A 23991-nucleotide genomic window follows, 5' to 3' on the forward strand; every position below is an offset into this window, starting at 1 on the left:
GTCTCCAGGACGGGAAAGAGCCGTTCGCGGCGTCGTTCAGCTCTGCGCGGCCAAGCGGTCCAACGCCTTGGGCAGCGCGGAAGCCAGCAGGTCCAGCTCCGGCTCCCCCGCCACCAGCGGCGGCGACACCGCGACGCCGCGGCCGAGGTTGCGCACGATCACGCCCTCGTCGCGGCACGCGCGCTGCAGCTTCACCGGGGCTCCCGGGTCGGCGTCCATGACCTCCGCCGTCAGCTCGACCGCCGCCAGGAAGCCGAGCCCGGCGCGGGTCTCCGCCACCAGCGGGTGCCCGTTCGCTGCCGATACCGCGTCGGCCAGGGGTTTCTCCAGCTCGCGGCCGCGCGGGATCAGGTTGTCGCGCTCGTAGATGTCCAGCGTCGCCAGGCCCGCCGCGCACGCCACCGGGTGGCCCGCGTACGTCGCGCCGTGGCGGAAGATCGGTGCGCCCGGCGCTCCCGTGAAGAACGGTTCCGCCACCCGCGGCGCCACCACCAGCGCGCCCAGCGGGATCGTGCCGCCGGTGATGCCCTTCGCCGTCGTGATCATGTCCGGCCGGACCGCCCAGCGGTCGATGCCGAACCACGTCCCAAGCCGGCCCCACGCGGCGATCACGCAGTCCGCGACGAACAGCACGTCGTGCCGGCGGCAGATCGCCGCCACCTCCTCGAGGTAGCCGTCCGGCGGCAGCAGCACGCCGCCCGCGCCGATCACCGGCTCGCAGAAGAACGCCGCCACGCGCGACGCGCCCACTCGCTCGATCTCGGCTTCCAGGGCCGCGGCGTCGTCGAACGGGACGTGCGAGAACTCCGGCGGCTGCGGCCCGACGCCGGCCGCGTTGGCCGGGATGCCACCGACGGCCGTGCCGAAGCCGTGCGTGCCGTGGTAGCCCTGCGTCCGGCCGATGACGTGCGCCTTCTCCGGACGCCCGGTCTGCGCGAAGTACGCGCGCGCGAGCTTCACGGCGGTGTCGATGACGTCCCCGCCGCCCGAGCCGAAGAAGACTTTCGACCCCGGTGTCGGCGCCAGTGCGGCGACGCGATCGGCCAGCTCGATCGCCGGCTCGTTGGCGTTGTAGCCGAACAGGTTGTACGAGTCGAGCGTCTGCAACTGCTTGGTGACGGCCTCGGTGATCTCCGGCCGGCCGTGGCCGAAGTTCGCGTACCAGAGCGACGCGGTGGCGTCGAAGTACCGTCGTCCGGCGTCGTCCCAGACGTAGGAGCCCTCACCGCGGGTGATGACCATCCGGTCGTTCGCGACCGCGCCCATGTCGGCGAACGGGTGCCAAAGGGCGTGCTGTGCTGACATCGGTCCTCCTCAGTCCTTCCCCCATCCCTACCAGGGCGAAGCGGGGAGCGCGAACACTCCATCGTGCACAGTTCGCACCACCGCACTGGCCGGAACGGCAGCGCAACCCGCAACGGCGACGCGCAGACCAGCCCGACGATCCTCGCGCTCGCGGTCCTCGCCCCTGGCGGTTCCCGCTCTCCGGCCACGCGTGGTCCGACCCCGCACTGGTGCCCGGCCTCGCCGCGTGGGCAATCGGCGTCCTGCTGACCGGCCGCAGCCCGCGGCTGATCCGGCTCGCCGCGGACTACCTCCACTGGCGACCCGCCGGGAAGCCGAGCCTCAGCCGAACTCCGCGATCTCCTCCGCCGAGTACCCCAGCTCCGCCAGCACCTCCGCCGTGTGCTGGCCCAGCGTCGGCGGCGCGGACGTCGGCCGCGCCGGGGTGTCCGACGCCTTCACCGGGAAGCCCGTCCCCAGGTACGTCCCCACCGTCGGGTGCGGCAGCCGGACCACCTGGTCGCGCGCGGCCGTCCACGGGTCCGCGTACACGTCGTCGATCTCGTTGATCGGCGCCGCCGGGATGCCTGCCGCGTCGAACGCCTTCAGCCAGTCCGCCGCCGTACGCGTCAGCAGGACCGGTTCCAGCAGCGCGTTCAGCTCGTCGCGGTGAGCGGCCCGAAGAGCGTTCGACGAGAACCGCGGGTCCGACGCGACGTCCAGGCTCAGCACCCCGCAGAACGCGTGCCACAGCTTTTCGCTGCCCACCGCGATGATCAGCCAGCCGTCCGAGACGTGGTACGCCTGGTACGGGACGATGCTCGGGTGCGCCGAGCCCATCCGGCGCGGCCGGGGAGCGTCGTAGAAGTGCGCGCCCGCGGCGTAGACGTGCCAGGCGAGCTGACTGTCCAAAAGGGACACGTCGAGGTACTGGCCGCGGCCGGTCGTGTGGCGGGCCTGCAGCGCCATCAGCACCGCGATGATCGCCCACGTCCCCGCGTTCAGGTCCGCGACCGGCAGCCCGACCTTCGCCGGCGCGCCGTCCGGCTCGCCGGTCAGCGACATGACGCCGCCGAGAGCCTGCGCGACGAGGTCGTAGCCCGCGCGGTCGCGGTACGGACCCGTCTGGCCGAAACCGGTGATCGACACGTGGATCAGCCGCGGGTTCAGCTCCGCCAGGGTCGCGTACCCGAGGCCCCACTTCTCCAGCGTCCCCGGCCGGAAGTTCTCGACGAGCACGTCCGCGTCGGCGACCAGCCGCCGGAGGGCTTCACGGCCGCGGTCGCTCTTGAGGTCGAGCACGATGCCGCGCTTGTTCCGGTTCGCCGCGAGGTAGTACACGGCCTCGTCGCTCTCGCCGACGAACGGCGGTCCCCAGCCGCGGGTGTCGTCGCCGTGCCCGGGCGGCTCGACCTTCACCACGTCCGCGCCCATTTCGCCGAGGTACTGCGTGCAGTACGGCCCGGCGAGGATGCGGGACAGGTCGACGACCTTGATCCCGTCCAGCGGGCGGAATCCGGCGTGGTCGGCAGGCATCGAGGTCATGACCCTTTCCTTCCGGTCGGCGGCTCACGCGCGGCGATCGCAGCCTTACGTTGTACGTGCGCTGAGCGCGAGCAGCAGCGCTTCGGCGTCGCGGAGGTAGCGGTCCAGCGCGGCTTCCGCCGCCGCGAACCGGCCGTCCCGCAGGTCGCGCAGGATCTGCTCGTGGCAGCCGAGGAACGGCTCGTAGAACTCGCGCGTGTTCTCGTTGAGGACGAAGAACAGCCGCGTTTCGGCGAGCACCTGGCGCATGGTCGCGGAGATGCGCTCGCTGCCGGCGAGATCGGCGAGCGCCTGGTGGAAGTGGATGCTCGCGGTGCCGACGGCCGGCCAGTCCTCGGCGGCGGCCGCCGTCCGGCCGTCCCGCAGGGCCAGCTCGACCGGCGCCAAGTCCACGGTGGACAACTCGGCCGCCCGCCGGAGGGCGCCGCATTCGGTGGCGCGGCGGACGACGTACAGGTCCTCGATGTCCTCCGTCGTCAGCTCGCGGACGAACACGCCGCGGTTCAGCTCGTGCACCGCCAGCCGCTCGTGGGCCAGCAGCTGGAACGACTCGCGCAGCGTGTTGCGCGAGACGCCGAGCGCCGAGCTGATCACCGGCTCGGACAGCCGTTCACCGGGGGCGAAGACGCCGTCGGTGATGTACTGGCGCAGGATCGCGGCGACCCGCTCGGCCGTGCCGCTGCGTTCGAGCAGGTGCCGCTCGCTCTCCAGCCCCGAGGCGTCGATCGACACGGCACTACCTGACGCCGAGGTCGAAGTCGAGGCTGTAGCGGTTGCCCGGCATCGCGCCCGCGGCCTTCGCGCCGTCGATCGGCAGCACGACGCCGTTGATGAACCGCGACTCGTCGCTGGCCAGGAACACGACGGCTTTCGCGACCTCCCACGCTTCGCCGACGCGCGCCGCGGGCGTGCTCGCGACCAGCTGGTGCTGCTTGGTTTCGAACTCCTCCGGCGAGTTCAGGGTGCTGCGCAGCATGTCGGTGTCGATCGCGCCGGGGTTCACCGTGTTGGCGCGGATGCCCTGGTGCGCGTGCGCGACGGCGATCGACTTCGTCAGCCCGACCAGCGCGTGCTTCGTGGCGTTGTAGACCGGGTCGCCGGGGCGGCCCATCACGCCGCCGTTCGACGACGTCGTGATGATGCTGCCCGCCTTTTGCTCGATCATGTGCGGCAGCACGGCGCGGGTGCCGAGGAAGGCGGCGCGGACGTTGAGCGCGAAGATGTTGTCGAACTCGGCCAGTGTCGTGTCGGCGAGCGGCTTGCCGAGGTGGATGCCGACGTTGTTGAACAGCACGTCGATGCGGCCGGCCTCGGCGAGCACGCCGTCGACGAACGCCGCCACGGCGTCTTCGTCCGTGGCGTCCACTATGGAGTGCCGGTAACCCTCGACGGGCTCCGCGGGCTCGCGGATGTCGGAAGCGAACACCGTCGCGCCCTCGGCGAGGAACTCCTTCACCGTGGCGAGGCCGATGCCCCGCGCGCCGCCGAAGACGACCGCCACCTTGCCGGCCAACCGACTCATGTCACTTCCCCGTTCTCAGTCGTGCTGTCTGCTCTTCGTCGACCGCGTAGTCCTCCGGCAGCCGGACGAGCGCGTCCGGGTATCCGTGGTACCTGATGGATACTCCGTATACATTGCGTGCGGCGTCGACGGAGACGTAACCGTCGACGACGTCGGCGAGCACCGCTGCCACGGGACGCTCGAACGGCGACCCGTACCCACCGCCGCCCGGCAGCGTGACGTCCACGACAGACTCCGGTGCCAGGGTGACGCGGCTCTTCGCGGGCAGGTCGGAACCGTCGTGCAGACCGAACCGCCCGGCCGCACCGGGCGACCCACCGTCCACCCCGGATGCCGCCGCGCGCACGCGATCGACGTTCCCGTTGACGCTCCACGCGCCGCCCTCGCGCAGCGCCATCGTCGTCACCTGGCCGAGGCCGCCACGCCACCGTCCGGCGCCGCCGGAGTCCGCGCGCAGCTCGCGCGTGTGCTGGACCAATGGCGCCATCGTCTCGATGACCTCGGTCGGCGTCGACCGCAGTCCGCTCGGGAACCCGGTGGTGTTGAGGCCGTCCTTGTCCACGCGCGCGCCCATGCCGCCGGTCTGGAAGACATTCAGCATGAACCCGGGGCCACGCCAGATGGTCATCCACAGCGCGTCCGCGCTCGGCGCGATCGCGGCACCGGGCAGCGCGCCGATCAGCAGCGACGGCAGGAAGTGCCCGATCAGGTGCCGGGACGCGACCGGCGCGGGCGGCAGGCAGTTCAGCACCGAACCCTCCGGCGCGGAGACGTGCACGGGCCGGAACGACCCCGCGTTGTGCGGCACCTCCGGCGAAATCGCGGCCTTGACCGCGAACGACGCGTACGCGCGCGTGTAGTTCAGCACGACGTTGATCCCGCGCCGGCTCTGCGGCGACGAACCGGCGAAGTCCAGGTGGATCTCGTCACCGTCCACAGTGGCCGTCACGCGCAGGACGATCTCTTCGTCGTCGAAGCCATCGGTGACGATTTCGTTGGTGTAGACGCCGTCCGGCAGCTTCCGCAGTGCGTCGCGCAGAGCTTTCTCGGACCGGTTCATGATCTCGGCGGCGACGTCGTCGAGATCGTCGAGACCGAATTCCTCGAGGAGCCGCAGCAGGCTGGCCGCGCCGACCTCGTTGCCGGTGACCTGCGCGTACAGGTCGCCGATCGTCTCCTCCGGCGTCCGCACGTTGGCGCGGATCAGCCGTTCCAGGTCGGTGTCGACCTCGCCCGCGCGCAGGAACTTGAGGATCGGCAGCCGCAGTCCCTCTTCGAAGACCTCGTGGGCTTCGGCGGACACGAGCCGGCCGCCGATGTCGGGCGCGTGGCAGCAGGACGCGAACCACGCGACCAGCCTCCCGTGCCGGAACACCGGCGTCGCGACGGTGATGTCGTTGATCTGCCCGGCCGTCTGCCACGGGTCGTTGGTGAGCAGGACGTCGCCGGGCTCGAGGGACTCCGGCGGGTACGCGGCGACGAAGTGGTGCATGCCGGTGGCCATCGCGTTGATGTGTCCGGGCGTGCCGCCGACGGACTGGCCGATCATCTCGCCGCGCGAGTCGAACACCGCGCAGGCCAGGTCGAGCGATTCGCGGACGACGGCGGAGAAGGCCGTGTTGACCAGCGCGTTCTGCTGCTCGGCGAGGATCGAGTGCAGGCGGTTGCCGAACAGCCCGACCAGGATCGGGTCGACGCTCACACCGTCACCTCCAGCGCCGCGTCCTCCCGGACGACGCAGTGCGCGCCCGGCGGGACGACCACGGTGGACTCGCGTTCCTCGACGATGGCCGGTCCGTCAACGCGCTCGCCCGGCGTCAGGAGGTACCGATCGAAGACCGCCGTGTCGACAAATCCGCCCGCCGCCGGGAAGTAGGCCTTGCGGGTTCCCTTGCGCGCGTTGCCGCTCTTCGCCGGCACCTTAAGCCGTAAGGTGACGTCCGGCGCGGGGCCGCTCGAAACCACCCGCCAGTTCAGTACCTCGACGCCGACCTCCGGCCCCGATCGCTGGTAGAGCGCGCGATAGGTGCGGGTGAACTCCTCGATCAGTGTCTGTGGCCAGTCGCCACCGCGGACCGGAACTCGGATCTCGTAGCCCTGCCCGGCGTAGCGCATCTCGGCGATCCGCCGGTGCGTGACTTCGGACGCGCCGGACTTCGCGAGCAGCGCTTCGCCTTCGGCCTCCATCTCGGCGAACAGCGCGTCGACCTGCTCCCACTCGAGGTCGTGCACGGCCGCGCGGGCCGAGCGGACGAAGTCGAACGCGAGCGGCGCGGTCAGGAACCCGGCCGCGCTGAGCACGCCCGCGGCCGGCGGCGCGACGACCGACGGCGCCCCGAGCGCCCGCGCGACGCCGACGCCGTGCACCGGCCCCGCACCGCCGAACGTGTACATCGGCAGCTTCGCGGGATCCTGACCGCGCTCGACGGCGTGCACCCGGGCGGCGTTGGCCATGTCTTCGTTGACGCTCGTGTGGATGCCCCACGCGGCCTCTTCGACGCTCACCCCGAGCGGGCCGGCGATCTTTTCCCCCAGCACCGTCCGGGCGGCTTCGGCGTCCAGGCGCATTCCGCCGCCGAGGAAGTAGGCCGGGTCGAGGTAGCCGAGCACCAGGTCGGCGTCGGTGACCGTCGGCTCGGTGCCGCCGCGGCCGTAGCACGCCGGACCGGGCTCGGACCCGGCCGAGTCGGGACCGACGGTCAGCAGGCCCAGCGCGTCGATCCGGGCGATCGACCCGCCGCCGACGCCGATCTCGATCATGTCCGTGACCGGCACCTGCACCGGCAGGCCGGAGCCGGGCAGCAGCCGGTACTTGCGGTCCACTTCGAACTGGTGCGTCACGAGCGGCGCGCCGCCGGCGATCAGGCAGAGCTTCGCCGTCGTGCCGCCCATGTCGAACGCGAGCAGGTCGTCCGGCCCGATCGCGGCCGCCGCCAGTGCCCCGCCCGCCGGTCCGGACTCGAGGATGCGGATCGGGTGCCGGGCCGCGGTGTCCACGGTGGCCAGACCGCCGTTGGACAGCATGATGTGCGGCGCTCCGGGAATCCCGAGCCGGCGCAAGCGGTGTTCGAGGTCGCGCAGGTAGCGCTCGGTGAGGTCCTGAACGTATACATTGGCGACAGTGGTCGACGCGCGCTCGAACTCGCGGATCTCGGGGACGACGTCCGACGACAGCGCCACCCTCAGCGAGGGCGCCACCTCCGCAAGGATCTCCGCAACGCGCCGTTCGTGCGCCGGGTTCGTGAACGCGTGCAGGAAGCAGACGGCGACCGCCTCGATCCCGCGGTCGGCCAGCTCGCGCCCCAGCCTTACAACGTACTGCTCGTCGAGTGCGGTGTGGACGGACCCGTCGGCGAGGATCCGCTCCGGGACGTCGAACCGCAGGTGCCGCGGAACCAGCGGCGCGGGCAGTTCGAGGCGCAGGTCGTACAGCTCGTAGCGGTGCTCACGGCGCATCTCCAGGACGTCACGGAAGCCCGCCGTCGCGAGCAACGCGGTCCGCGAACCCTTGCGCTCGATCAGCGCGTTCGTCACCAGCGTCGTCCCGTGCACGACCTGCTCGACCGCCCCGGCGTCGCTGAGCAGCGCGGCCAGGCCCTCTTCTACCGCCCGGGCCGGCTCGTCGTGCGTGGTCAGGACCTTGCCGACCGCGACGATCCCGGACTCGTCGACCGCGCAGAGGTCGGTGAACGTGCCACCGATGTCGACGCCGATCCTCATGTGCGGTACCACCGCGGGGACGTGTTCAGGGGCGGCTTCAGCCGGGCCTTCACGACCAGGACGTTCGGCTCGTCCGACTCGACGAACTCGCCGAGCAGCCGCCGGAACGCGCGCCCGAACCCGGAGACGCGATCCGCGTGCACGCCGAAGGACCGCGCGAGACCGACGAAGTCCGGGCTGTCCCAGTCGACTCCGCGACGCGGGAGACCGGCGCGTTCCTGGTCGTAGCGCAGCATGCCGTAGCCGCCGTCGTCGACCAGGACCACCGTGACCGGCAGCTGCTCCTGCGCGAGCGTCGCGAGATCGCCGCAGCCGTAGAGGAATCCGCCGTCGCCGGTGATGCAGATGGCTCGCCCGACACCCGCCGCGGCAGCGCCGAGCGACGCCGGAAAGCCGTAGCCCAGGGTGCCCCAGCCCATCGGATAGGCGAGCTTGCGCGGCGCGCGCACCCGGTGGAAACCGCCGACCCAGTAGCCGGCGACGCACATGTCGGACACCAGCACCGCGTCCGTCGGCAGCACTTCGTCCAAAGTGGACAGGAAGTCGTAGGCCTGCGGTTCTTCGTCGCGGATCCGCTGGCGCACGCGGCGGCCGATACCTGCCAGCCGCAGGGTGATGTCGTCCAGGCCGGGCCGCTCCTTGGGCAGCAACCGCTCGACGATCCCGCGCGCGTCCCCGACCAGCGTCAGGTCGGGCTGGTAGTTCTTGGCGGCGTCGTCGGCGTCGACGTTGATCGCGACCAGCTTGCGCGGCTTGGGCATCCGCCAGTTCTGCGTCATCAGGCCGTCGAAGTCGGTGCCGATCGCGAGCACGACGTCGGCCTCGTCCCACAGCTCGCCGACCTCCGGCGTGTGCACCGGATTGGGGGCGAGGCACGGGTGGTCGAGCGGGAGCAGGCCGCGGGCGCCGAAGGTGGTGATGACCGGCGCGGCGATCTTCTCGGCGAGCGCGCCGATGGCGTCGCCCGCCCCGGACCGCAACGCGCCGCCGCCCGCCCAGATCAGCGGGTGCTCCGCGTCGGACAGCAGAGCCTCGGCGCGCGCGAGGTCGGGCACGTCGCCGTCGGGCTTGCGGTGCGGCGCGGGCGGACGCCGGTGCGGCACCGTCTCGCGCAGGTAGTCGGTCGGCACGCCGAGGTAGACGGGACCGCTCTGCGGCTGCAGCGCGAGCCGGGCCGCGCGGTGCACCGTAGTGCCGATCTGGTCGGCGGCCCGCACGGTGAAGCCGCCCTTGGTCACCGGCGCGAACATCGCCTGCTGGTCGGACGTCTCGTGCAGCACGCCGCGCACGACGCCGGGCCGCCGCAGCGTCGAGGGGATGTCGGTGGCGATGACCAGCACCGGAGCCGCCGACGCCATGGCCTCGCCGACCGCGCCGAGGGTGTTCGCGGCGCCCGGACCGGTGGTGACGAGGGCGACGCCGAGCTTGCCGGTCGCGCGCGCGTAGCCGTCGGCCGCGTAGCCCGCGGTCTGTTCGTGGCGGACGCCGACGAGCTTGATGCTCGTCTCGGCGAGCGCCTCCCACAACGGCAGGTTGTGCACCCCCGGGAGGCCGAAGACGATCTCCGTCCCCAGCGCTTGAAGCGCGTCCACCAGCTCCCGAGCACCACTCACAGCCACGGCGCGGATACTGCCAGATCGTTGAACGATCTGGCAATCGGCCCCTAGACGATGTTGTGCTCCGCGGGTGCGGTATCGGCGCTTTCGAAGCGCCGGACGTCCAGCTCGGTGACGTCCACCGCCGGCTCGCGCCCCAGGTAGAGGTCCCGGATCAGCTCGCCGGTGGCCGGCCCCATCTGGAAGCCGTGGCCGGAGAAGCCGGTCGCGTAGAAGAACCGCGACAGCAGGACGCTTTCCCCGATGATCTGGTTGCGGTCCGGCGTCATTTCGTACAAGCCGGCCCAGGCGGTCCGGATGCCGGCGTCGAGCACGGCCGGGATCCGGCGACCCGCCAGCTCGGCCAGCCGCGGCAGCCACTCGCCCGCTTCGTAGTGCGTGCCGAAGCCGGGGAAGCCGTCGTCCTCGCTGAACGACATGGCCAGGCCTGCGCCTTCGCGGTGGAAGTAGAACGCCGACGGCAGCTCGATGGTCAGCGGGACGTGCTCCGGCAGTCCGGGCACCGGGCCGGTGAACACGACCTGCCGCCGGAACGGCCGCACGGGGAGGTCCAGTCCGGCCAGCGCCCCGATCCGTCCGGACCACGCTCCTGCCGCGCACACGACCGCGCCGGTCCGGACGAACCCCGCCGCTGTGTTAACGCCGGTTAACGTGTCGCCGTCACGCTCGATCCCGGTGACCTCGACGCCGGTCCGGAGCGTCGCGCCGCATGTCCGCGCCGCACGCGCGTAGCCCTGGACAACCGCGTCCGGCGTCGCCTTCGCGTCGTCCGGAGACCACAGCGCGGACACGACCCCGTCCGTCTCGAGCAGGGGGAGGACACCCTTCGCTTCCGCGGGAGTCAGCAGGTGGCTGCGCACTCCGTACTCCCGCTGCAGCTCCGCGCAATGTCCGATTGCAGTCTCCTCCGCGGGGTCGGCGAGCAAGTACAGGTAGCCGTCGCGGCGGAAGTCGATCTCGACGCCGAAGCGCTCCGAGAAAGCGCTGTACGCCGCGAGCCCGCGCAGTCCCAGCTCGACGTTCACGCGGCTGGTGAACGACGACCGGATGCCGCCCGCGGCCTTCGCCGTCGAGCCCTCGCCGAGCCCGCCGCGCTCCACGAGCAGCACGTCGACACCGGCTTCCACCAAGTGGAACGCGCAGCTCACGCCGATCACACCGCCGCCGATCACGACGCACTCGGCCATCGGTGGCAACGACGTTTCCCCGGCGCTGGAGACGGTCATACTCGCCAATGTAGAACGTGATCCACCGGCGGCCGCCGAGCGCGTAGAGTCGGCGTGCCGAGTGCGGAAGGTGATGTCCCATGGCGATGATGCCCGTGACCGACTCGATGTTCCTCCTCGTCGAAACGCGCGAGCATCCGATGCACGTGGGCGGTCTGCAGCTGTTCAAGAAGCCGGACGGCGCCGGACCGGACTACCTGCGCGACATCCGCAAGAACCTGCTCGAATCGGACAACATGCGCTCGGTGTTCCGGCGTCGCCCGGCGCGGCCCGTCAACACGATGGGACACGTGGCCTGGCGCGCGGAAACCGACCTCGAGCTCGACTACCACTTCCGGCACTCGGCGCTGCCGCAGCCGGGCCGCATCCGCGAGCTGCTGGAGCTGACGTCCCGCTGGCACAGCACCCTGCTCGACCGGCACCGGCCGCTGTGGGAGACGCACCTCGTCGAGGGGCTCGCCGACGGCCGGTTCGCGGTCTACACCAAGGTCCACCACGCGCTGATGGACGGCGTCTCGGCGCTGCGCCAGCTGCAGGGCTCGCTCTCGGACGACCCCGCGGACCTCGACTGCCCGCCGTGGTGGGGCAGCCGGCGCAAGCCCAGCGAAGGCCGGGTCAAGCGTCCCCGGTCGTTCCTGCAGACCGCGAGCAAGACCGCCAACCAGCTCGCGAGCCTGGCGCCGGCCGCGATGAAAGTCGCGCGCGAAGCATTCGGTGAACACACGTTAACCCTGCCCGGACAGGCGCCGCGCACGATGCTCAACGTGCCGATCGGCGGCGCGCGGCGGTTCGCGGCGCAGTCGTGGTCGCTCGACCGCGTCCGGCAGGTGGCGACGGCGGCCGGGGTGTCGCGCAACGACGTCGTGCTCGCGATGTGCTCGGGCGCGCTGCGCGACTACCTCATCGAGCAGCGCGCGCTGCCGGACGCGCCGCTGATCGCGATGGTGCCGGTGTCGCTGCGCCGGCAGAACGACCCGGGCGAAGCGGCGGGCAACAACATCGGCGCGCTGCTGTGCAACCTGGCCACCGACCTGCCGGACGCGGGCAAGCGGCTCGTCACGATCCACCAGTCGATGCGCAACGGCAAGCGGCTGTTCTCGGAGCTGACACCGTTGCAGACGCTGTTGTTATCGGCCGTTAACGTCGCGCAGCTGGGCGTCTCGCCGATCCCGGGCGTCGTCAACAACACGCGGCCGCCGTTCAACCTGGTGATCTCGAACGTGCCGGGGCCGCGCAAGCAGATGTACTGGAACGGCGCGCAGCTCGACGGCATCTACCCGGCGTCGGTCCTGCTCGACGGCCAGGCCGTGAACATCACGCTGACGAGCAACGGCGACCACCTCGACTTCGGCGTCACGGGCTGCCGCCGGAGCGTGCCGCACCTGCAGCGGATCCTGACGCACCTCGACACCGCGTTGGTGGAGCTGGAAGCCGCGGTCCGCTAGCACCGCTGATCGGCACCCCACTGCGCCATCGGAAGGAAACTTTCCGAACTCCTCTGGCCAGCCGGCTCGTCGCGCTCTTACCGTGACGGCGACCGGACCCCCGGGAGAGGAGCACGACATGACCGAGGTGTGGACGACCCCCGACTTCGTCGAATACGAAACACCCATGGAGGTGACCGCCTACGCGGCTCGCCTGGCGGACTGAACGATGCCCGTCGAGCCGCTCGCGGAAAGCGCATTCATCGCGGCCCTGCGCGGCCTTTCCGACCGCTACTGGGGCGCGCACCCGTTCCACCACCGGCTGCACGCGGGCGAGCTCGACGCGCACGGGCTGCGGATCTGGGCGGCGAACCGCTGGTACTACCAGTGCCAGCTGCCGCAGAAGGACGCGGCGATCATCAGCAACTGCCCGCTGCCGGAGATCCGGCGCCAGTGGCTCGACCGGATCGTCTACCACGACGGCCCGCACGCCGGTGCCGGCGGGATCGAGCGTTGGCTGCGGCTGTGCGAGGCCGTCGGCCTGGACCGGGACGAAGTCCTCGACGAGCGGCACGTCGCTCCCGGGGTCCGGTTCGCCGTCGACGCCTACGTGACCTTCGCGCGGACCAAGCCGTGGTGGGAGGCCGTCGCGTCCGGACTCACCGAGATGTTCGCCGGGCACCTGATGCAGCAGCGCGTCGCGGACATGCTCGCGCACTACTCGTGGATCGCGCGCGAGGACCTCGCGTACTTCACCAACCGCATCGACAAGGTCTCCGGCGAGGGCAAGGACACGCTCGACATCGTGGTCCGCCACTGCGTCACGCGCGAGCAGCAGGACCGCGCGATCGCCGCGCTGTCGTTCAAGTGCGACGTCCTGTGGTCGATGCTCGACGCGATCGAGCGGGCGGCCCGGTGATCACCGTGGGTTCGGTCCCGCAGCTCCGGCGCGGTGTCCGATTGTCGTTCGACCACGTCCGGGAGACGCACGTGCTGCTGTTCCCGGAAGGCGTGCTGGTCCCGAACACGACCGCGGCGGCTGTGCTCGAACTCTGCGACGGCGCCCGGACCGTCACGGAAATCGCCTCCGCGTTGGGCGCCCGCTTCACCGGCGTCCGGGAGCAGGACGTCCTCGACGTGCTGACCCGGCTGGGCGAACGGCGGGTCGTCGCGTGGACGTGAAACCGCCGCTCGGGCTGCTGGCCGAGCTGACCCACCGCTGCCCGCTGCACTGTCCTTATTGCTCGAACCCGCTGGAGCTCGTTTCGCGCGACGCCGAACTGTCCACCGCAGACTGGATTTCGGTGCTCTCGCAAGCGCGTGAACTGGGCGTGCTGCAAGTCCACATGTCCGGCGGCGAGCCACTGGCCCGGCCGGACCTGCCCGAGCTGGTGGCACACGCGAGTTCGCTCGGGTGCTACGTCAACCTCGTCACCTCCGGGCTCGGGCTCACCGCCGCCCGGCTCGACGACCTCGTCTCGCGCGGACTGGCGCACGTCCAGCTGTCAGCGCAGGGCGCGACGCGGGAGCGGTCCGACCAGCTGGCCGGCGCGCGGGCGTTCGACCACAAACTCAACGCGGCCGCCTTGGTGAAGGAGGCCGGGCTACCGCTGTCGCTGAACGTGGTGCTGCACCGGCGCAACCACGACCAGCTGGCCGGGATCATCGAACTGGCCGAGCGGATGGGCGCGGACCGTCTCGAACTGGCGAACACGCAGTACTACGGCTGGGCGCTGCGCAACCGCGCGGCGCTGATGCCGACGCCCGAGCAGCTCGCCGAAGCGGAACCGATCGTGCGCGAGGCGGTTTCGCGTTTGCGGGGCACGATGGAGATCGTCTACGTCGTCGCCGACTACTACGAGCCGTACCCGAAGCCGTGCATGTACGGGTGGGGCGCGCGGCAGCTGACGATCGCGCCGGACGGGACGGTGCTGCCGTGCCCGGCGGCGTCGGCGATCTCGACGCTGCGGCTCTCCTCCGTGCGGGACACGCCGTTGGCCGAGATCTGGTACCGGTCCGAGTCGTTCAACGCCTACCGCGGCGAGGACTGGATGTCCGAACCGTGCCGGACGTGCGACCGTCGCGAACTGGACTTCGGCGGCTGCCGCTGCCAAGCGTTCCTGCTCACCGGCGACGCGGCGGCGACCGACCCGGTCTGCTCACGGTCTCCGCAGCGTTCGCTGGTCGACCTCGCGCTGTCCCGGCCTCCGGCCTCCGACCTGGTCATGCGCCGGTGAAGGTGATCCTGCTCGGCACGGCGGCGGGTGGCGGCTGTCCACAGTGGAACTGCGCGTGCCGCCTCTGCACGTCCGGACTGCCTCCGCGCTCGCAGGACTGCGTCGCGATCAGCGCGGACGGCGCCGGCTGGTACCTGCTCAACTGTTCGCCGGACATTCGCGCCCAGATCCTCGGAACGCCGGAGCTGCGGGCCGGGCCGGGACCGCGGGAGATCCCGCTGCGTGGGTTGCTGCTCACCGACGCCGAACTCGACCACACGCTGGGGTTGCTGATGCTGCGCGAGTCCGGCGGACTTCCGGTGTGGGCACCCGACGCCGTGCTGCGCGCGCTGTCTCCGTTCCGCGAGATCGTCGACGGCTATGGCGGCTGGACGTCTCTCAGGGACGTCCCCGGCCTGCGCGTCGACGTGCTGCCGGTGAGCGACAAGAAACCGAAGTACGCGGCTGCCGGCGAGGGCCCGTGGGTGGTCGCGTACCGGATCTCGGACCTCGCGACCGGCGGCGTGCTGGTCTACGCGCCGTGCCTGAAGAGCTGGCCTGCCGGGTTCGATTCCTTTGTGGACGGTGCGTCGCTGGTCCTGCTCGACGGAACCTTCTACGCGCCGGACGAGATGGCGGGAGTCGGCGGACCGGACCAGCTCGCGATGGGACACCTGCCGATCACCGCGAGCCTGCCCCGGATCGCCGGGCGGCGCTGGGCGTTCACGCACCTCAACAACACGAACCCGGTGTTGGACCCGGCGTCGCCCGAGCATGCCACCGTCCGGGCCGCCGGCGCTCTGCTCCCGCCGGACGGCACCACCTACGTGCTCTAGGCGATGCCCTCGGGTGCGGCGCCGGCGACCTGGACGGCGTCGGCGGTGATCCGGTCGATCTCGGCCAAGTCATCCGACGTCAGCTCGACGTCGGCGGCGGCGATACTCGCTTCGATGTGCTTCGGCTGCCGCGCGCCGACGATGGCCGCGTGCACGCCGGGCCGGGCGAGCGTCCAGGCGATGGCGAGTTGGCCGACTTCGAGACCCCTCTGCGCGGCGTACGCCGTAAGGTTGTCGACGATCTTGAGATTGCGGCGCAGGTTGTCGCCCTGGAACGCGCTGGACTTCGAGCGCCAGTCGGCGGGTTCGAACGTCGTGTCCGGTGTGAGCGCGCCGGTGAGCAGGCCGCTGCCGAGCGGGCTGTATACGAAGACGCCAATGTTTTCCGCGCGGGCGTAAGGCAGCGGATCGGTCTCGATGCCGCGGCGGAACAGGTGGTACGGCGGCTGCAGCGTCTCGGCCACGCCGAGGTCCGCCAGCTGTTCCGCGCTGTAGTTCGAGACACCGATGTGCCGGACCTTCCCGGCGTCGACGAACTCCTGCAGCAGTCCGGCGACGTCCGCGGCCGGCGTGTCCGGGTCGGGCCAGTGCACCTGGTAGAGGTCGATGTGGTCGACGTCCAGGTTGCGCAGGCTCTGGTCGAGCCCCTGGGTGAGCCACACGCGGCGGGAGTCGCGCGGCCGTTCCGCGCGCGGGTTGATACCGCCCTTGGTGGCGATGACGACGTCCCGCTGGTTCTTGAGCGCACGTCCGAGCAGCACCTCGGACCGGCCGCGGCCGTAGGCCTGCGCGGTGTCGAAGAAGTTCACGCCGAGGTCGCGGGCGTGGTGGATGGCCGCGATCGCGGTGTCCTCGTCGAACGCGCCCCAGTCGCCGCCGAGCTGCCAGGTGCCGAAGGCGATCTTCGACACTTCCAGGCCGCTGCGGCCCAAGATCGTCATGCGCATACGTCCAGCACAGCACAGACGTCGGACGACTGGGGCAATCTTCCCGGCCAACGAGACCCCCAAATAACTCTTTGACAGTCGTGCCAGACTGGCGTCATGCCCCACGACAACCTGCGCGTGCTGGCGCACCCGATGCGCATGCGGATCCTGTCGCTCCTGACGGGAACGGCCCTGAGCGCGGCCGAAGCGGCGCGCGAGCTGGGCGACACGCAGGCGAACATCAGCTACCACATGCGCCGCCTGCACGACGCGGGCCTGCTGGACGTCGCGGAAGAGGTGACCATCCGCGGCGGCCGTGCGAAGCGCTACCGCCACGACCCGGCGTCGGGCCGCCGCTTGACCACCCGCTCACCGGCCGAGCAGCAGCTGCTGACCAAGGCTGTCGCGTCCGAGCTGCTGCGCCGGGCCGAGTCACGGGCACCCGACCGGCGAGCATCGTTGACGGACGCGGAGCTGTGGGTGGACCCGGCCGTCTGGGCGCGCCTGCTGAAACGGGCATCGGAGCTGAGCCAGGAACTCCACGCGGCGGCCCAGCCACCACGGACCCCGGGAACGGTCCGGGTCAGCGCGAGCGTGGCGCTGTTCGAACTGGCCGAGCCGGACCAGTCCGAGTCTCCATGACCGCGCGGGTGCCGCCCGCCTAGCTCACGTCTCGATCGTCCCCACCTCGCCGGAGCCGCTGCCATGACTTCCCCGCTCTTCGCCCCGCTTCGCGAACCTCGGTTCCGCGCGCTCGTCACAGGACGGACGTTCGCCGACTTCGCCAACGCCGTCGCACCCTTCGCGCTGGCCTTCGCCGTCGTCGACCTGACCGGATCGGCCGTGGACCTCGGGATCGTCGTCGGGGCGCGGTCGATCGCCAACGTACTGCTCGTGCTCTTCGGCGGGATGCTTGCCGACCGGTTGCCGCGGTCGGTGATCCTGCAGGGCACCGAGACCGCCGCCGCGCTCACGCAGGCTGCCATCGCAGCGAGCGTCCTCTGTGGATTCGCTTCGATCCCGCTGCTGGTCGGGCTCAGCCTGGTCAACGGAGCCGTCTCGGCGATCTCGCTGCCCGCGGCCGCGTCGCTCACGCCGTTGACGGTGCCCGCGCCGCTGCTCGCCCAGGCGAACGCGCTGGTCCGGCTGCTGTCCAACACCGGCCGCATCGCCGGCGCGGGTCTGGCCGGGGTCCTCGTCGCGTTCGCCGGTTCGGGGTGGGCGCTCGCCGGGAACGCGGTCCTGTTCCTCGCGGCCGCCGTCGCCTACCGGCGCATCCGCCTGCCGAGCGGCGAACGGATCCCGGGCAGCCGCCCGCTCGCCGAGCTCGCCGAGGGCTGGCGGGAGTTCCGCGCCCGGTCCTGGGTGTGGATGGTGGTGTTGCAGTTCATGATCGTCAACGCGGTCAACGCGGGCGCGCTGCGGGTGGTCGGCCCGCTGGTCGCCGACGACACGTTCGGCCGCACCGGCTGGGGTCTCGCGCTGGCGGTGCAGACAGCCGGGTCGCTCCTCGGCGGCGTCGTCGCGGCGCGCTGGCAACCCCGGCGGATGCTGCTGATCGGCGTCGCGCTGGTGATGGTCGACGCCCTGCCGATGCTCGCGCTCGGCCAGACGCCGTACCTGCTGCCGCTGCTGTTCGCGATGTTCCTCGCGGGCGTCGCGATCGAGCAGTTCGCGGTCGCGTGGGACGTCTCGCTGCAGGAAAACGTGCCGCCGGAGAAGCTCGCCCGCGTCTACTCCTACGACATGCTGGGCTCGTTCATCGCGATGCCGCTCGGCCAGATCACCGCGGGTCCCCTGGTCGAGCACGCCGGACGTTCGGCGACACTGCTGGGCGCCGCGGCCCTGATTGTCATCACGACGGCGATCGTCCTGGTCAACCCGCAGATCCGCGGGCTGGTCCGCCGCGCACCGGTCAGCCCGGCGTGACCGAGCCGGTCTGACGGCCCGAGCGGGGTTCCGGCGTCCGGTCGCGGTGGCCGTCCAGGCGCCACCAGTTCTCCAGCGTCTCCCGCAGCACCTTCAGCAGCTCGCCGCCCATCTCCAGGGGGACCAGCGCCGGTTTGCCGTCGTCCACCCGAAGGGCCGCCGTCAGCCGGCCGCCCTGCTCGATCAGGCCGACCACCACCCGGGTCGGCTCACCCGCGGGGTCGACGGTCGGAATGGCGCGCTCGTACCGCCAGCCTTCAGCGTTCACCCGGCCGACAGTGGCACAGCCTTCGCCGCCCCGGCGCGGGTTTCACCCTCACGTGTGGTCAGGCCGGTGCCCAGGGCCGGACTTCCTCCAGGAGCTTCGCCACCGCGAGCACGAGGTCGTCCGAATGCCGCGGCCCGATGATCTGCAGCCCCACCGGCAGGCCCGAAGACGTGGTGCCGGCCGGGACGCTGATCGCCGGCTGCTGGGTCATGTTGAACGGGTACGTGAACGGCGTCCACTCCGGCCACTCGCTCAACCCGCTGCCCGGCGGCACGTCGTGCCCCGCTTCGAACGCCGGGATCGGGACGGTCGGCGTGATCAGCACGTCGTAGCGCGTGTGGAACTCGCCCATCAGGATGCCCAACGCGGCGCGCTCGGCGGTCGCGTCGAGGTAGTCGCTCGCGCTCCACTTCTCGCCGAGCTCCCAGACCTTGCGCAGGCCCGGGTCCGTCCGCTCCTCCGAACCCGGCGGGAACGTGCCGAGCAGCTTCGCCGCGCCCGACGACCACAGGATGTCGAACGCCGGCTTCGGGTCGGCGAACCCCGGGTCGGTCTCCTCGATGTGCAGGCCCGCGTCGCCCAGCGCGCGCACCGCCGCCGCGACGACCTCGGCCACCTCCGGGTCGACGTCGACGTACCCGAGCGTCGGCGAGAACGCCGCGATCAGGCCGCGCACGTCCCGCCGGACGGCCTCGCGGAACGACGCCACGGGCGGCGCCAGCGCGGCCGGGTCGCGATGGTCGGGCAGCGACAGGACGTCCAGCAGCAGCGCGGTGTCGTCCACCGAGCGCGCCATCGGGCCGGCGTGCGAGAGCGGGCCGAACGGGCTCGCCGGGAAGAGCGGGATGCGGCCGTGCGTCGGCTTCAGGCCGACGATCCCGCAGAACGACGCCGGGATCCGCACCGAGCCACCGCCGTCGGTGCCGACGGACAGTTCGCCCATCCCCGCCGCGACGGCCGCGGCGCTGCCGCCGCTCGACCCGCCCGACGTCTTGGACGGGTCGGCGGGGTTGCGCGTGATGCCGCACAGTGGGCTGTCGGTGACGCCCTTCCACGCGATCTCGGGCGTGGTCGTCTTACCGAGTAAGACGAGCCCAGCCTCGCGCATCCGCGCGGCGACGGGACTGTCGACGTCCCACGGCTGGTCCGGGTCGATGCTCTTCGAGCCCCGGACGGTCGGCCACCCCTGCGTGAGGAACATGTCCTTGATCGAGGACGGCACACCGTCGAGCCAGCCGATCGGGTTGCCGTCCCGCCAGCGGACCTCCGACGCCTTGGCCTGCTCCAGCGCGCGGTCGGCGTCGACGAGGCAGTACGCGTTGCACTCGCCGTCGCGTGCTTCGATGGCCTGCAGCGCGTTCTGCGTCGCCTCCACCGGTGACAGCTCACCGGTCGCGTAGGCGGCGACGAGCTCGCTGGCGGTCAGCATCCTGTCGTTCATCCGGCTCCCTGGTTCCCCGACGGCACGTAGCCGAGCGTCTTGTCGACGACATTGCGCAGCGGCTCCCCAGCCAGCCAGCGGCGGAAGTTCTCGGTGAAGACCTCGACGAGCGTGTTCCGCCAGCCGATGAAGTCGCCGGACATGTGCGGCGAGACGAGCACGTCCGGCATGCTCCACAGCGGACTGTCCGGCGGCAGCGGCTCGGTGTCGAACACGTCGAGCGCGGCGCCGGCGATGGCCTTGCTTTCGAGCGCCGCGACCAGGTCGGACGTGACGACCAGCTCGCCCCGGCCCACGTTCACGAACCGCGCCGACGGCTTCATCGCGGCGAACGCGCGCGCGTCGAACATGCCCTTGGTGTGCTCGGTCAGCGGCGCGACGGCGACGACGTAGTCGGCATGCGGCAGGAACTCCGCGAGCCGCGAGGACTCGTGCACGACGCCGAAGTCCGGATCACCCGTCCGTTCGCTACGCCCGGCGCCGCGCACCCGCATGCCGACAGCGCGCAGCAGCCGCGCGATGGCCCGGCCGATCGGCCCGGTGCCGACGACCACCACCTCGCGCCCGGCGATCCGCTCGCTCTCGCGGTGCAGCCAGCGACCCTCGCGCTGCAGGTCGTGCGACCGCGCGAAGTCCTTCGCGAACGCCAAGACGACGCCCAGCACATACTCCGCGATGGCGTCGTCGAAGACGCCGCGCGAGTTGGTCAGGACGACGTCGCCCTCCACCAGTCCGGGGAACAGCACGGGGTCGACGCCCGCGCTCGCGATGTGCAGCCAGCGCAGACTGCCGGCCGCGTACCACGCGCCCGGCACAGCCGTGGAGAGGAAGTCGTAGACGAAGAGCGCGTCGGCTCCGGACAGCGCTTCGGGCAGGCCCGCCGCGTCCGTGTAACGCACGACCGCCCTGGATTCGACAGCACGCATGTCCGGTGGGCGGTGCTCGCCACAGAGCACTGCCAGGACCGGAGCTTCCTGGTTTTCCGAGGCGATCACGTTGACACGGTAAAAGCGGCTCGTATGATTGTCAACAATCCGAGGAACGACCCCCGGAGCACCGGACGTGTCATCAAGTGCAGACGTATTCCGGAGGCTGAGCCTTGGATTTCGACTTCCTGGCGTTCGACGGCCCGCTGGCGCAACGCGGCATCGGGGTCATCGCGCCCTTCGACTTGGCGCTGGAGCGCGAGCTCTGGCGCTGGGTGCCGATGGAGGTGTCCCTCCACCTCGCCCGGACGCCGTACGAGCCGGTGCCGGTCAGCATGGAGATGGCCCGCCTGGTCAGCGACAGCCACCACCTCGCCAGCGCGACCCGCGATGTGCTGCACGTCGAGCCGGAGGTCGTCGCTTACCTCTGCACGTCGGGCAGCTTCGTCAACGGCGTCGACTACGAGCGCTCGCTGACCAAGGCGATCTGCGACGCCGGCGCGCCGGACGCCGTCACCACCTCGGGCGCGCTGGCCGAGGTGCTGCACCAGCTCGACCTGCACCGCGTCTCGGTGCTGACGCCGTACGACGCCGACCTGACCCGCGCGCTGCACGACTTCCTCGCCGAGCTGAACGTCGAGACGGTCGCCAGCGACCACCTCGGACTGGGCGGCGGCATCTGGAAGGTCAGCTACCGCACCATCGCCGAGCGCATCCTCGCCGCCGACCACGGCGACGCCGAAGCGATCTTCATCAGCTGCACGAACCTCCCCACGTACGACCTGATCGAGCCGCTCGAGACCGCGCTCGGCAAGCCGGTCCTGACGGCCAACCAGCTGACCATGTGGGCGTGCCTGCGCCGGATGAACCTGCCCATCGTCGGACCCGGGAAGTGGCTTCGTGACGTGTCGTGAAGGTGTTCCTTGACCACCCCTCTAGGATTGTCGACAATTTGCGTCCCTCCGGAGGTTCCGTGACCACCATCGGTTTCATCTACCCCGACCACGCGGCCGAAGACGACTACCCGCTGGCCGAGCAGCTGCTCGGCGGCGCGGCCGCCGACGAGGGCGACATCCGGCTCGCGGTCGAGCACATCTACGGCACCGACAAGCACGCGGTGGCCGAACTGCTCGACCTCGGCAGCGAGAGCCGTCTCGCCGACGGTGCCGCTCAGCTCAAGAAGCACGAGCCGGACGCGGTCATCTGGGCCTGCACGAGCGGCAGCTTCGTCTACGGCTGGGACGGCGCGCGCGACCAGGCCGACCGCCTCGCCGCCGTCGCCGGGGTTCCGGCCTCCAGCACCTCCTTCGCGTTCGTGCACGCCGCGCGCGCCCTGGACGTCAAGCGGGTCGCCGTCGCCGCCAGCTACCCGGACGACATCGCCCGGCTGTTCGTGGACTTCCTCAAGGCCGGCGGTGTCGAGGTCGTCGCGATGGCCAGCGCCGACATCTTCACCGCCGCCGAAGTCGGCGCCATGCCACCGGAAGCCGTCGTCGAGCTCGCCGTGCGCCACGACCACCCGGACGCCGACGCCGTCCTCGTGCCGGACACCGCCATGCGCACCCTCGGCGAGATCAACGCCATCGAAGCCGCGCTGAAGAAGCCCGTGCTGACCGCCAACCAGGTCACGGTGTGGGAGGGCCTGCGCCTGACCGGGCAGCACCGGCTCGTCCGCTCGCTCGGCGCGCTCTTCCGGCACCTGCCGGACGGGAGCGCCTGACATGGCCCTGCCACCGGGCATGCTGCCCGAGATCGAACCGGTCAGCCGCGAGTCGACGGCCGCGGTGATCGCGCGTCAGCTGCGCGACGCGATCATGACCGGCGCCCTCCCGCCCGGGACCCAGCTCGGCGAAACCGAGCTGGCCTCCCGGTTCCAGGTGTCACGGGGGCCACTCCGGGAAGCAATGCAGCACCTGGTCTCGGAAGGGCTCCTGCGCAGCGAGCGGCACCGCGGGCTGTTCGTGATCGACCTCGAGCCCGGGGACGTCTACGACATCTACGCAGCTCGCTCGGCGATCGAACGCGCCGCCATGCTTCGCGCCCTGCGCGGCGGCGAACGCGACCGGATCGCCGATATCCTGGAGCAAACCGTCACGGAGATGGCGACCGCCGCGAGCGAAGACGACCCGAACGCGCTCTCCACCGCGGACCTCAGGTTCCACGAGGCCCTCATCAACGCCTCCGGCAGCAAGCGGCTCGTCCGGATGGCCCGGACGCTCCTCATCGAGACGCGGATGTGCCTCACCGCGCTGCAGAGCACCTACCAGCGGGTCGAGGAACGCGTGGAGGAGCACACGAAGCTCATCCAGGCGCTTCGCGACGGGGACGAAGAAACGGCCCTGACTCTCCTCGAGGCGCACATGGAGGACGCCGTCCAGCGGCTGGCTCCGGGGACGAGCCTGCGGGACGGGCACGCCCCGCCGGTGCCGGGAAACGCGTGACCGGAGCGCCGGCAGCCGGGCTCCGACAGCGGACAGGCGTGATCGAAGAGTCGCCGCGCGTGTCCGCAGTTTCGACACGCGCAGCCGGATGGGCGGCTCGGGTACCCGGACGGAGTCCACGCGCGCGTGGACGGCAGGCACGGGTTCCGGGAAACAGCCCCGGGGTGGGGCGCACGGGCACTTAGCGGGCACGGCGCACCCCCAAGACCGGCTGGCCGCCGCGGCCGTCACGGTAGTCCGGGGACCACGGCCAGCGGCCGCACGCATCCGTGTAGACCAGTTGCAGCGCCCGGATTTCCGGGCCGTACAAGTCGGCCGCGAACACCAGGTGCGCCGACGGCTCCGCCAGCGCGACCACCTCGATCAGCGTGCCGCCCGGCAGCGAGACGCGTTCACCCGCGGCCGGTGGCGAGCTGTCCAGGACACGCGCGGCCGAGTCGTTGAGCAGCCTGCCGGCCGCCTTGACCGGCAGGCCCGTCACGACCAGCTCGGGCAGGTCGTACCCGCTCAGGCCGATCGTGTAGGCCCATGGCGGGTACGACCCACTGCTCTCGATCCCCTGCACCATCCAGCCGCGCTCGGCGACGCCGTCGCGAATCCGTTGCAGGTAACCGGGTCTGTCCGGGTTCTCGCAGGCAAAGCACATCGGTGGCTCCTCCCCCTCGGTGGGT

General features: G+C 71.3%; 24 protein-coding genes. 11 read left to right on the plus strand and 13 right to left on the minus strand.

The genetic code is table 11. The features are described from left to right. Positions 1-36: 36 nt before the first annotated feature. From ACIRSS_RS13450 to ACIRSS_RS13485, 8 genes are all read right to left on the minus strand, one after another. On the minus strand, positions 37-1305 hold the full coding sequence (locus tag ACIRSS_RS13450) for an aspartate aminotransferase family protein (protein ID WP_400894281.1): 1269 nt from the start codon (positions 1303-1305) through the stop codon (positions 37-39). Between the two features lie 321 nt (positions 1306-1626). Continuing rightward, entirely contained in the window at positions 1627-2829 is a 1203-nt protein-coding gene (locus ACIRSS_RS13455; RefSeq protein WP_400894283.1) for a CaiB/BaiF CoA transferase family protein, read from the minus strand. Positions 2830-2874: 45 nt separating this feature from the next. Continuing rightward, positions 2875-3561 (minus strand): GntR family transcriptional regulator, encoded by a 687-nt coding sequence (locus tag ACIRSS_RS13460; RefSeq protein ID WP_400894285.1) that lies wholly within the window; start codon positions 3559-3561, stop codon positions 2875-2877. Between the two features lie 4 nt (positions 3562-3565). Further along, positions 3566-4351, minus strand: a complete 786-nt coding sequence (locus ACIRSS_RS13465; protein ID WP_400894287.1) for an SDR family NAD(P)-dependent oxidoreductase — start codon at positions 4349-4351, stop codon at positions 3566-3568. 1 nt (position 4352) lies between these two features. Then, positions 4353-6053: a hydantoinase B/oxoprolinase family protein gene (locus ACIRSS_RS13470; RefSeq protein WP_400894289.1), complete on the minus strand. Its 1701-nt coding sequence runs from the start codon at positions 6051-6053 to the stop codon at positions 4353-4355. Continuing rightward, positions 6050-8071: a hydantoinase/oxoprolinase family protein gene (locus ACIRSS_RS13475; RefSeq protein ID WP_400894291.1), complete on the minus strand. Its 2022-nt coding sequence runs from the start codon at positions 8069-8071 to the stop codon at positions 6050-6052. Before ACIRSS_RS13475 ends, ACIRSS_RS13470 begins: the two co-directional genes overlap by 4 nt. After that, positions 8068-9690, minus strand: coding sequence for a thiamine pyrophosphate-binding protein (locus ACIRSS_RS13480; protein WP_400894293.1), 1623 nt, complete (start codon positions 9688-9690; stop codon positions 8068-8070). The genes ACIRSS_RS13475 and ACIRSS_RS13480 overlap by 4 nt, the downstream gene beginning before the upstream one ends. Positions 9691-9734: 44 nt before the next feature. Further along, positions 9735-10913, minus strand: coding sequence for an NAD(P)/FAD-dependent oxidoreductase (locus ACIRSS_RS13485; protein ID WP_400894295.1), 1179 nt, complete (start codon positions 10911-10913; stop codon positions 9735-9737). A gap of 80 nt (positions 10914-10993) precedes the next feature. Between ACIRSS_RS13485 and ACIRSS_RS13490 the strand changes: the two genes are divergently transcribed. From ACIRSS_RS13490 to pqqB, 6 genes are all read left to right on the plus strand, one after another. Continuing rightward, complete coding sequence (locus ACIRSS_RS13490) at positions 10994-12358, plus strand: wax ester/triacylglycerol synthase family O-acyltransferase (RefSeq protein ID WP_400894297.1); 1365 nt, start codon at positions 10994-10996, stop codon at positions 12356-12358. 82 nt (positions 12359-12440) lie between these two features. Continuing rightward, positions 12441-12563: a pyrroloquinoline quinone precursor peptide PqqA gene (gene pqqA / locus ACIRSS_RS13495; protein WP_400894299.1), complete on the plus strand. Its 123-nt coding sequence runs from the start codon at positions 12441-12443 to the stop codon at positions 12561-12563. A 3-nt stretch (positions 12564-12566) separates the two neighbouring features. Next, entirely contained in the window at positions 12567-13256 is a 690-nt protein-coding gene (gene pqqC, locus ACIRSS_RS13500) for a pyrroloquinoline-quinone synthase PqqC (protein WP_400894301.1), read from the plus strand. Further along, positions 13253-13519 (plus strand): pyrroloquinoline quinone biosynthesis peptide chaperone PqqD, encoded by a 267-nt coding sequence (gene pqqD, locus ACIRSS_RS13505; protein WP_400894303.1) that lies wholly within the window; start codon positions 13253-13255, stop codon positions 13517-13519. The genes pqqC and pqqD overlap by 4 nt, the downstream gene beginning before the upstream one ends. Further along, on the plus strand, positions 13510-14574 hold the full coding sequence (gene pqqE, locus ACIRSS_RS13510; protein WP_400894305.1) for a pyrroloquinoline quinone biosynthesis protein PqqE: 1065 nt from the start codon (positions 13510-13512) through the stop codon (positions 14572-14574). The genes pqqD and pqqE overlap by 10 nt, the downstream gene beginning before the upstream one ends. Then, positions 14571-15389, plus strand: coding sequence for a pyrroloquinoline quinone biosynthesis protein PqqB (gene pqqB / locus ACIRSS_RS13515; protein WP_400894307.1), 819 nt, complete (start codon positions 14571-14573; stop codon positions 15387-15389). The genes pqqE and pqqB overlap by 4 nt, the downstream gene beginning before the upstream one ends. Here pqqB and ACIRSS_RS13520 read toward each other — a convergent pair. Next, positions 15386-16330: an aldo/keto reductase gene (locus tag ACIRSS_RS13520; protein ID WP_400894309.1), complete on the minus strand. Its 945-nt coding sequence runs from the start codon at positions 16328-16330 to the stop codon at positions 15386-15388. The two genes, pqqB and ACIRSS_RS13520, sit on opposite strands and share 4 nt — an antisense overlap. Positions 16331-16432: 102 nt before the next feature. Between ACIRSS_RS13520 and ACIRSS_RS13525 the strand changes: the two genes are divergently transcribed. Both ACIRSS_RS13525 and ACIRSS_RS13530 read left to right on the plus strand, forming a co-directional pair. Further along, the gene (locus tag ACIRSS_RS13525) at positions 16433-16957 is read left to right on the plus strand and encodes a helix-turn-helix domain-containing protein (RefSeq protein WP_400894311.1); all 525 of its coding nucleotides are present in this window, start codon (positions 16433-16435) and stop codon (positions 16955-16957) included. A 63-nt stretch (positions 16958-17020) separates the two neighbouring features. After that, on the plus strand, positions 17021-18244 hold the full coding sequence (locus ACIRSS_RS13530) for an MFS transporter (RefSeq protein ID WP_400894313.1): 1224 nt from the start codon (positions 17021-17023) through the stop codon (positions 18242-18244). Here the strand turns inward: ACIRSS_RS13530 and ACIRSS_RS13535 are convergent. From ACIRSS_RS13535 to ACIRSS_RS13545, 3 genes are read right to left on the minus strand one after another with little or no spacing between them, the layout of a single operon-like run. Beyond that, the gene (locus ACIRSS_RS13535; protein ID WP_400894315.1) at positions 18231-18512 is read right to left on the minus strand and encodes a hypothetical protein; all 282 of its coding nucleotides are present in this window, start codon (positions 18510-18512) and stop codon (positions 18231-18233) included. The two genes, ACIRSS_RS13530 and ACIRSS_RS13535, sit on opposite strands and share 14 nt — an antisense overlap. A 58-nt stretch (positions 18513-18570) precedes the next feature. After that, positions 18571-19953 (minus strand): amidase, encoded by a 1383-nt coding sequence (locus ACIRSS_RS13540; RefSeq protein WP_400894317.1) that lies wholly within the window; start codon positions 19951-19953, stop codon positions 18571-18573. Further along, positions 19950-20948, minus strand: coding sequence for a D-2-hydroxyacid dehydrogenase (locus tag ACIRSS_RS13545; RefSeq protein ID WP_400894319.1), 999 nt, complete (start codon positions 20946-20948; stop codon positions 19950-19952). Before ACIRSS_RS13545 ends, ACIRSS_RS13540 begins: the two co-directional genes overlap by 4 nt. Positions 20949-21052: 104 nt before the next feature. Here ACIRSS_RS13545 and ACIRSS_RS13550 point away from each other — a divergent pair, with 104 nt between their 5' ends. Genes ACIRSS_RS13550 through ACIRSS_RS13560 form a run of 3 tightly spaced genes read left to right on the plus strand, consistent with a single transcriptional unit; the run spans position 21053 to position 23320 of the window. Beyond that, a complete protein-coding gene (locus tag ACIRSS_RS13550) occupies positions 21053-21793 on the plus strand; it encodes an Asp/Glu/hydantoin racemase (protein ID WP_400894321.1) in 741 nt (246 codons plus the stop codon). A 59-nt stretch (positions 21794-21852) separates the two neighbouring features. After that, complete coding sequence (locus ACIRSS_RS13555; RefSeq protein WP_400894323.1) at positions 21853-22599, plus strand: maleate cis-trans isomerase; 747 nt, start codon at positions 21853-21855, stop codon at positions 22597-22599. Position 22600: 1 nt separating this feature from the next. Further along, entirely contained in the window at positions 22601-23320 is a 720-nt protein-coding gene (locus tag ACIRSS_RS13560) for a GntR family transcriptional regulator (RefSeq protein ID WP_400894325.1), read from the plus strand. A gap of 181 nt (positions 23321-23501) precedes the next feature. On the opposite strand, the gene ACIRSS_RS13565 is transcribed toward ACIRSS_RS13560, so the two are convergent. Next, positions 23502-23966: a DUF4262 domain-containing protein gene (locus ACIRSS_RS13565; protein WP_400894327.1), complete on the minus strand. Its 465-nt coding sequence runs from the start codon at positions 23964-23966 to the stop codon at positions 23502-23504. Positions 23967-23991: the final 25 nt, after the last annotated feature.

The organism is Amycolatopsis sp. NPDC101161, assembly GCF_044768185.1.
Classification (GTDB): Bacteria; Actinomycetota; Actinomycetes; order Mycobacteriales; family Pseudonocardiaceae; genus Amycolatopsis.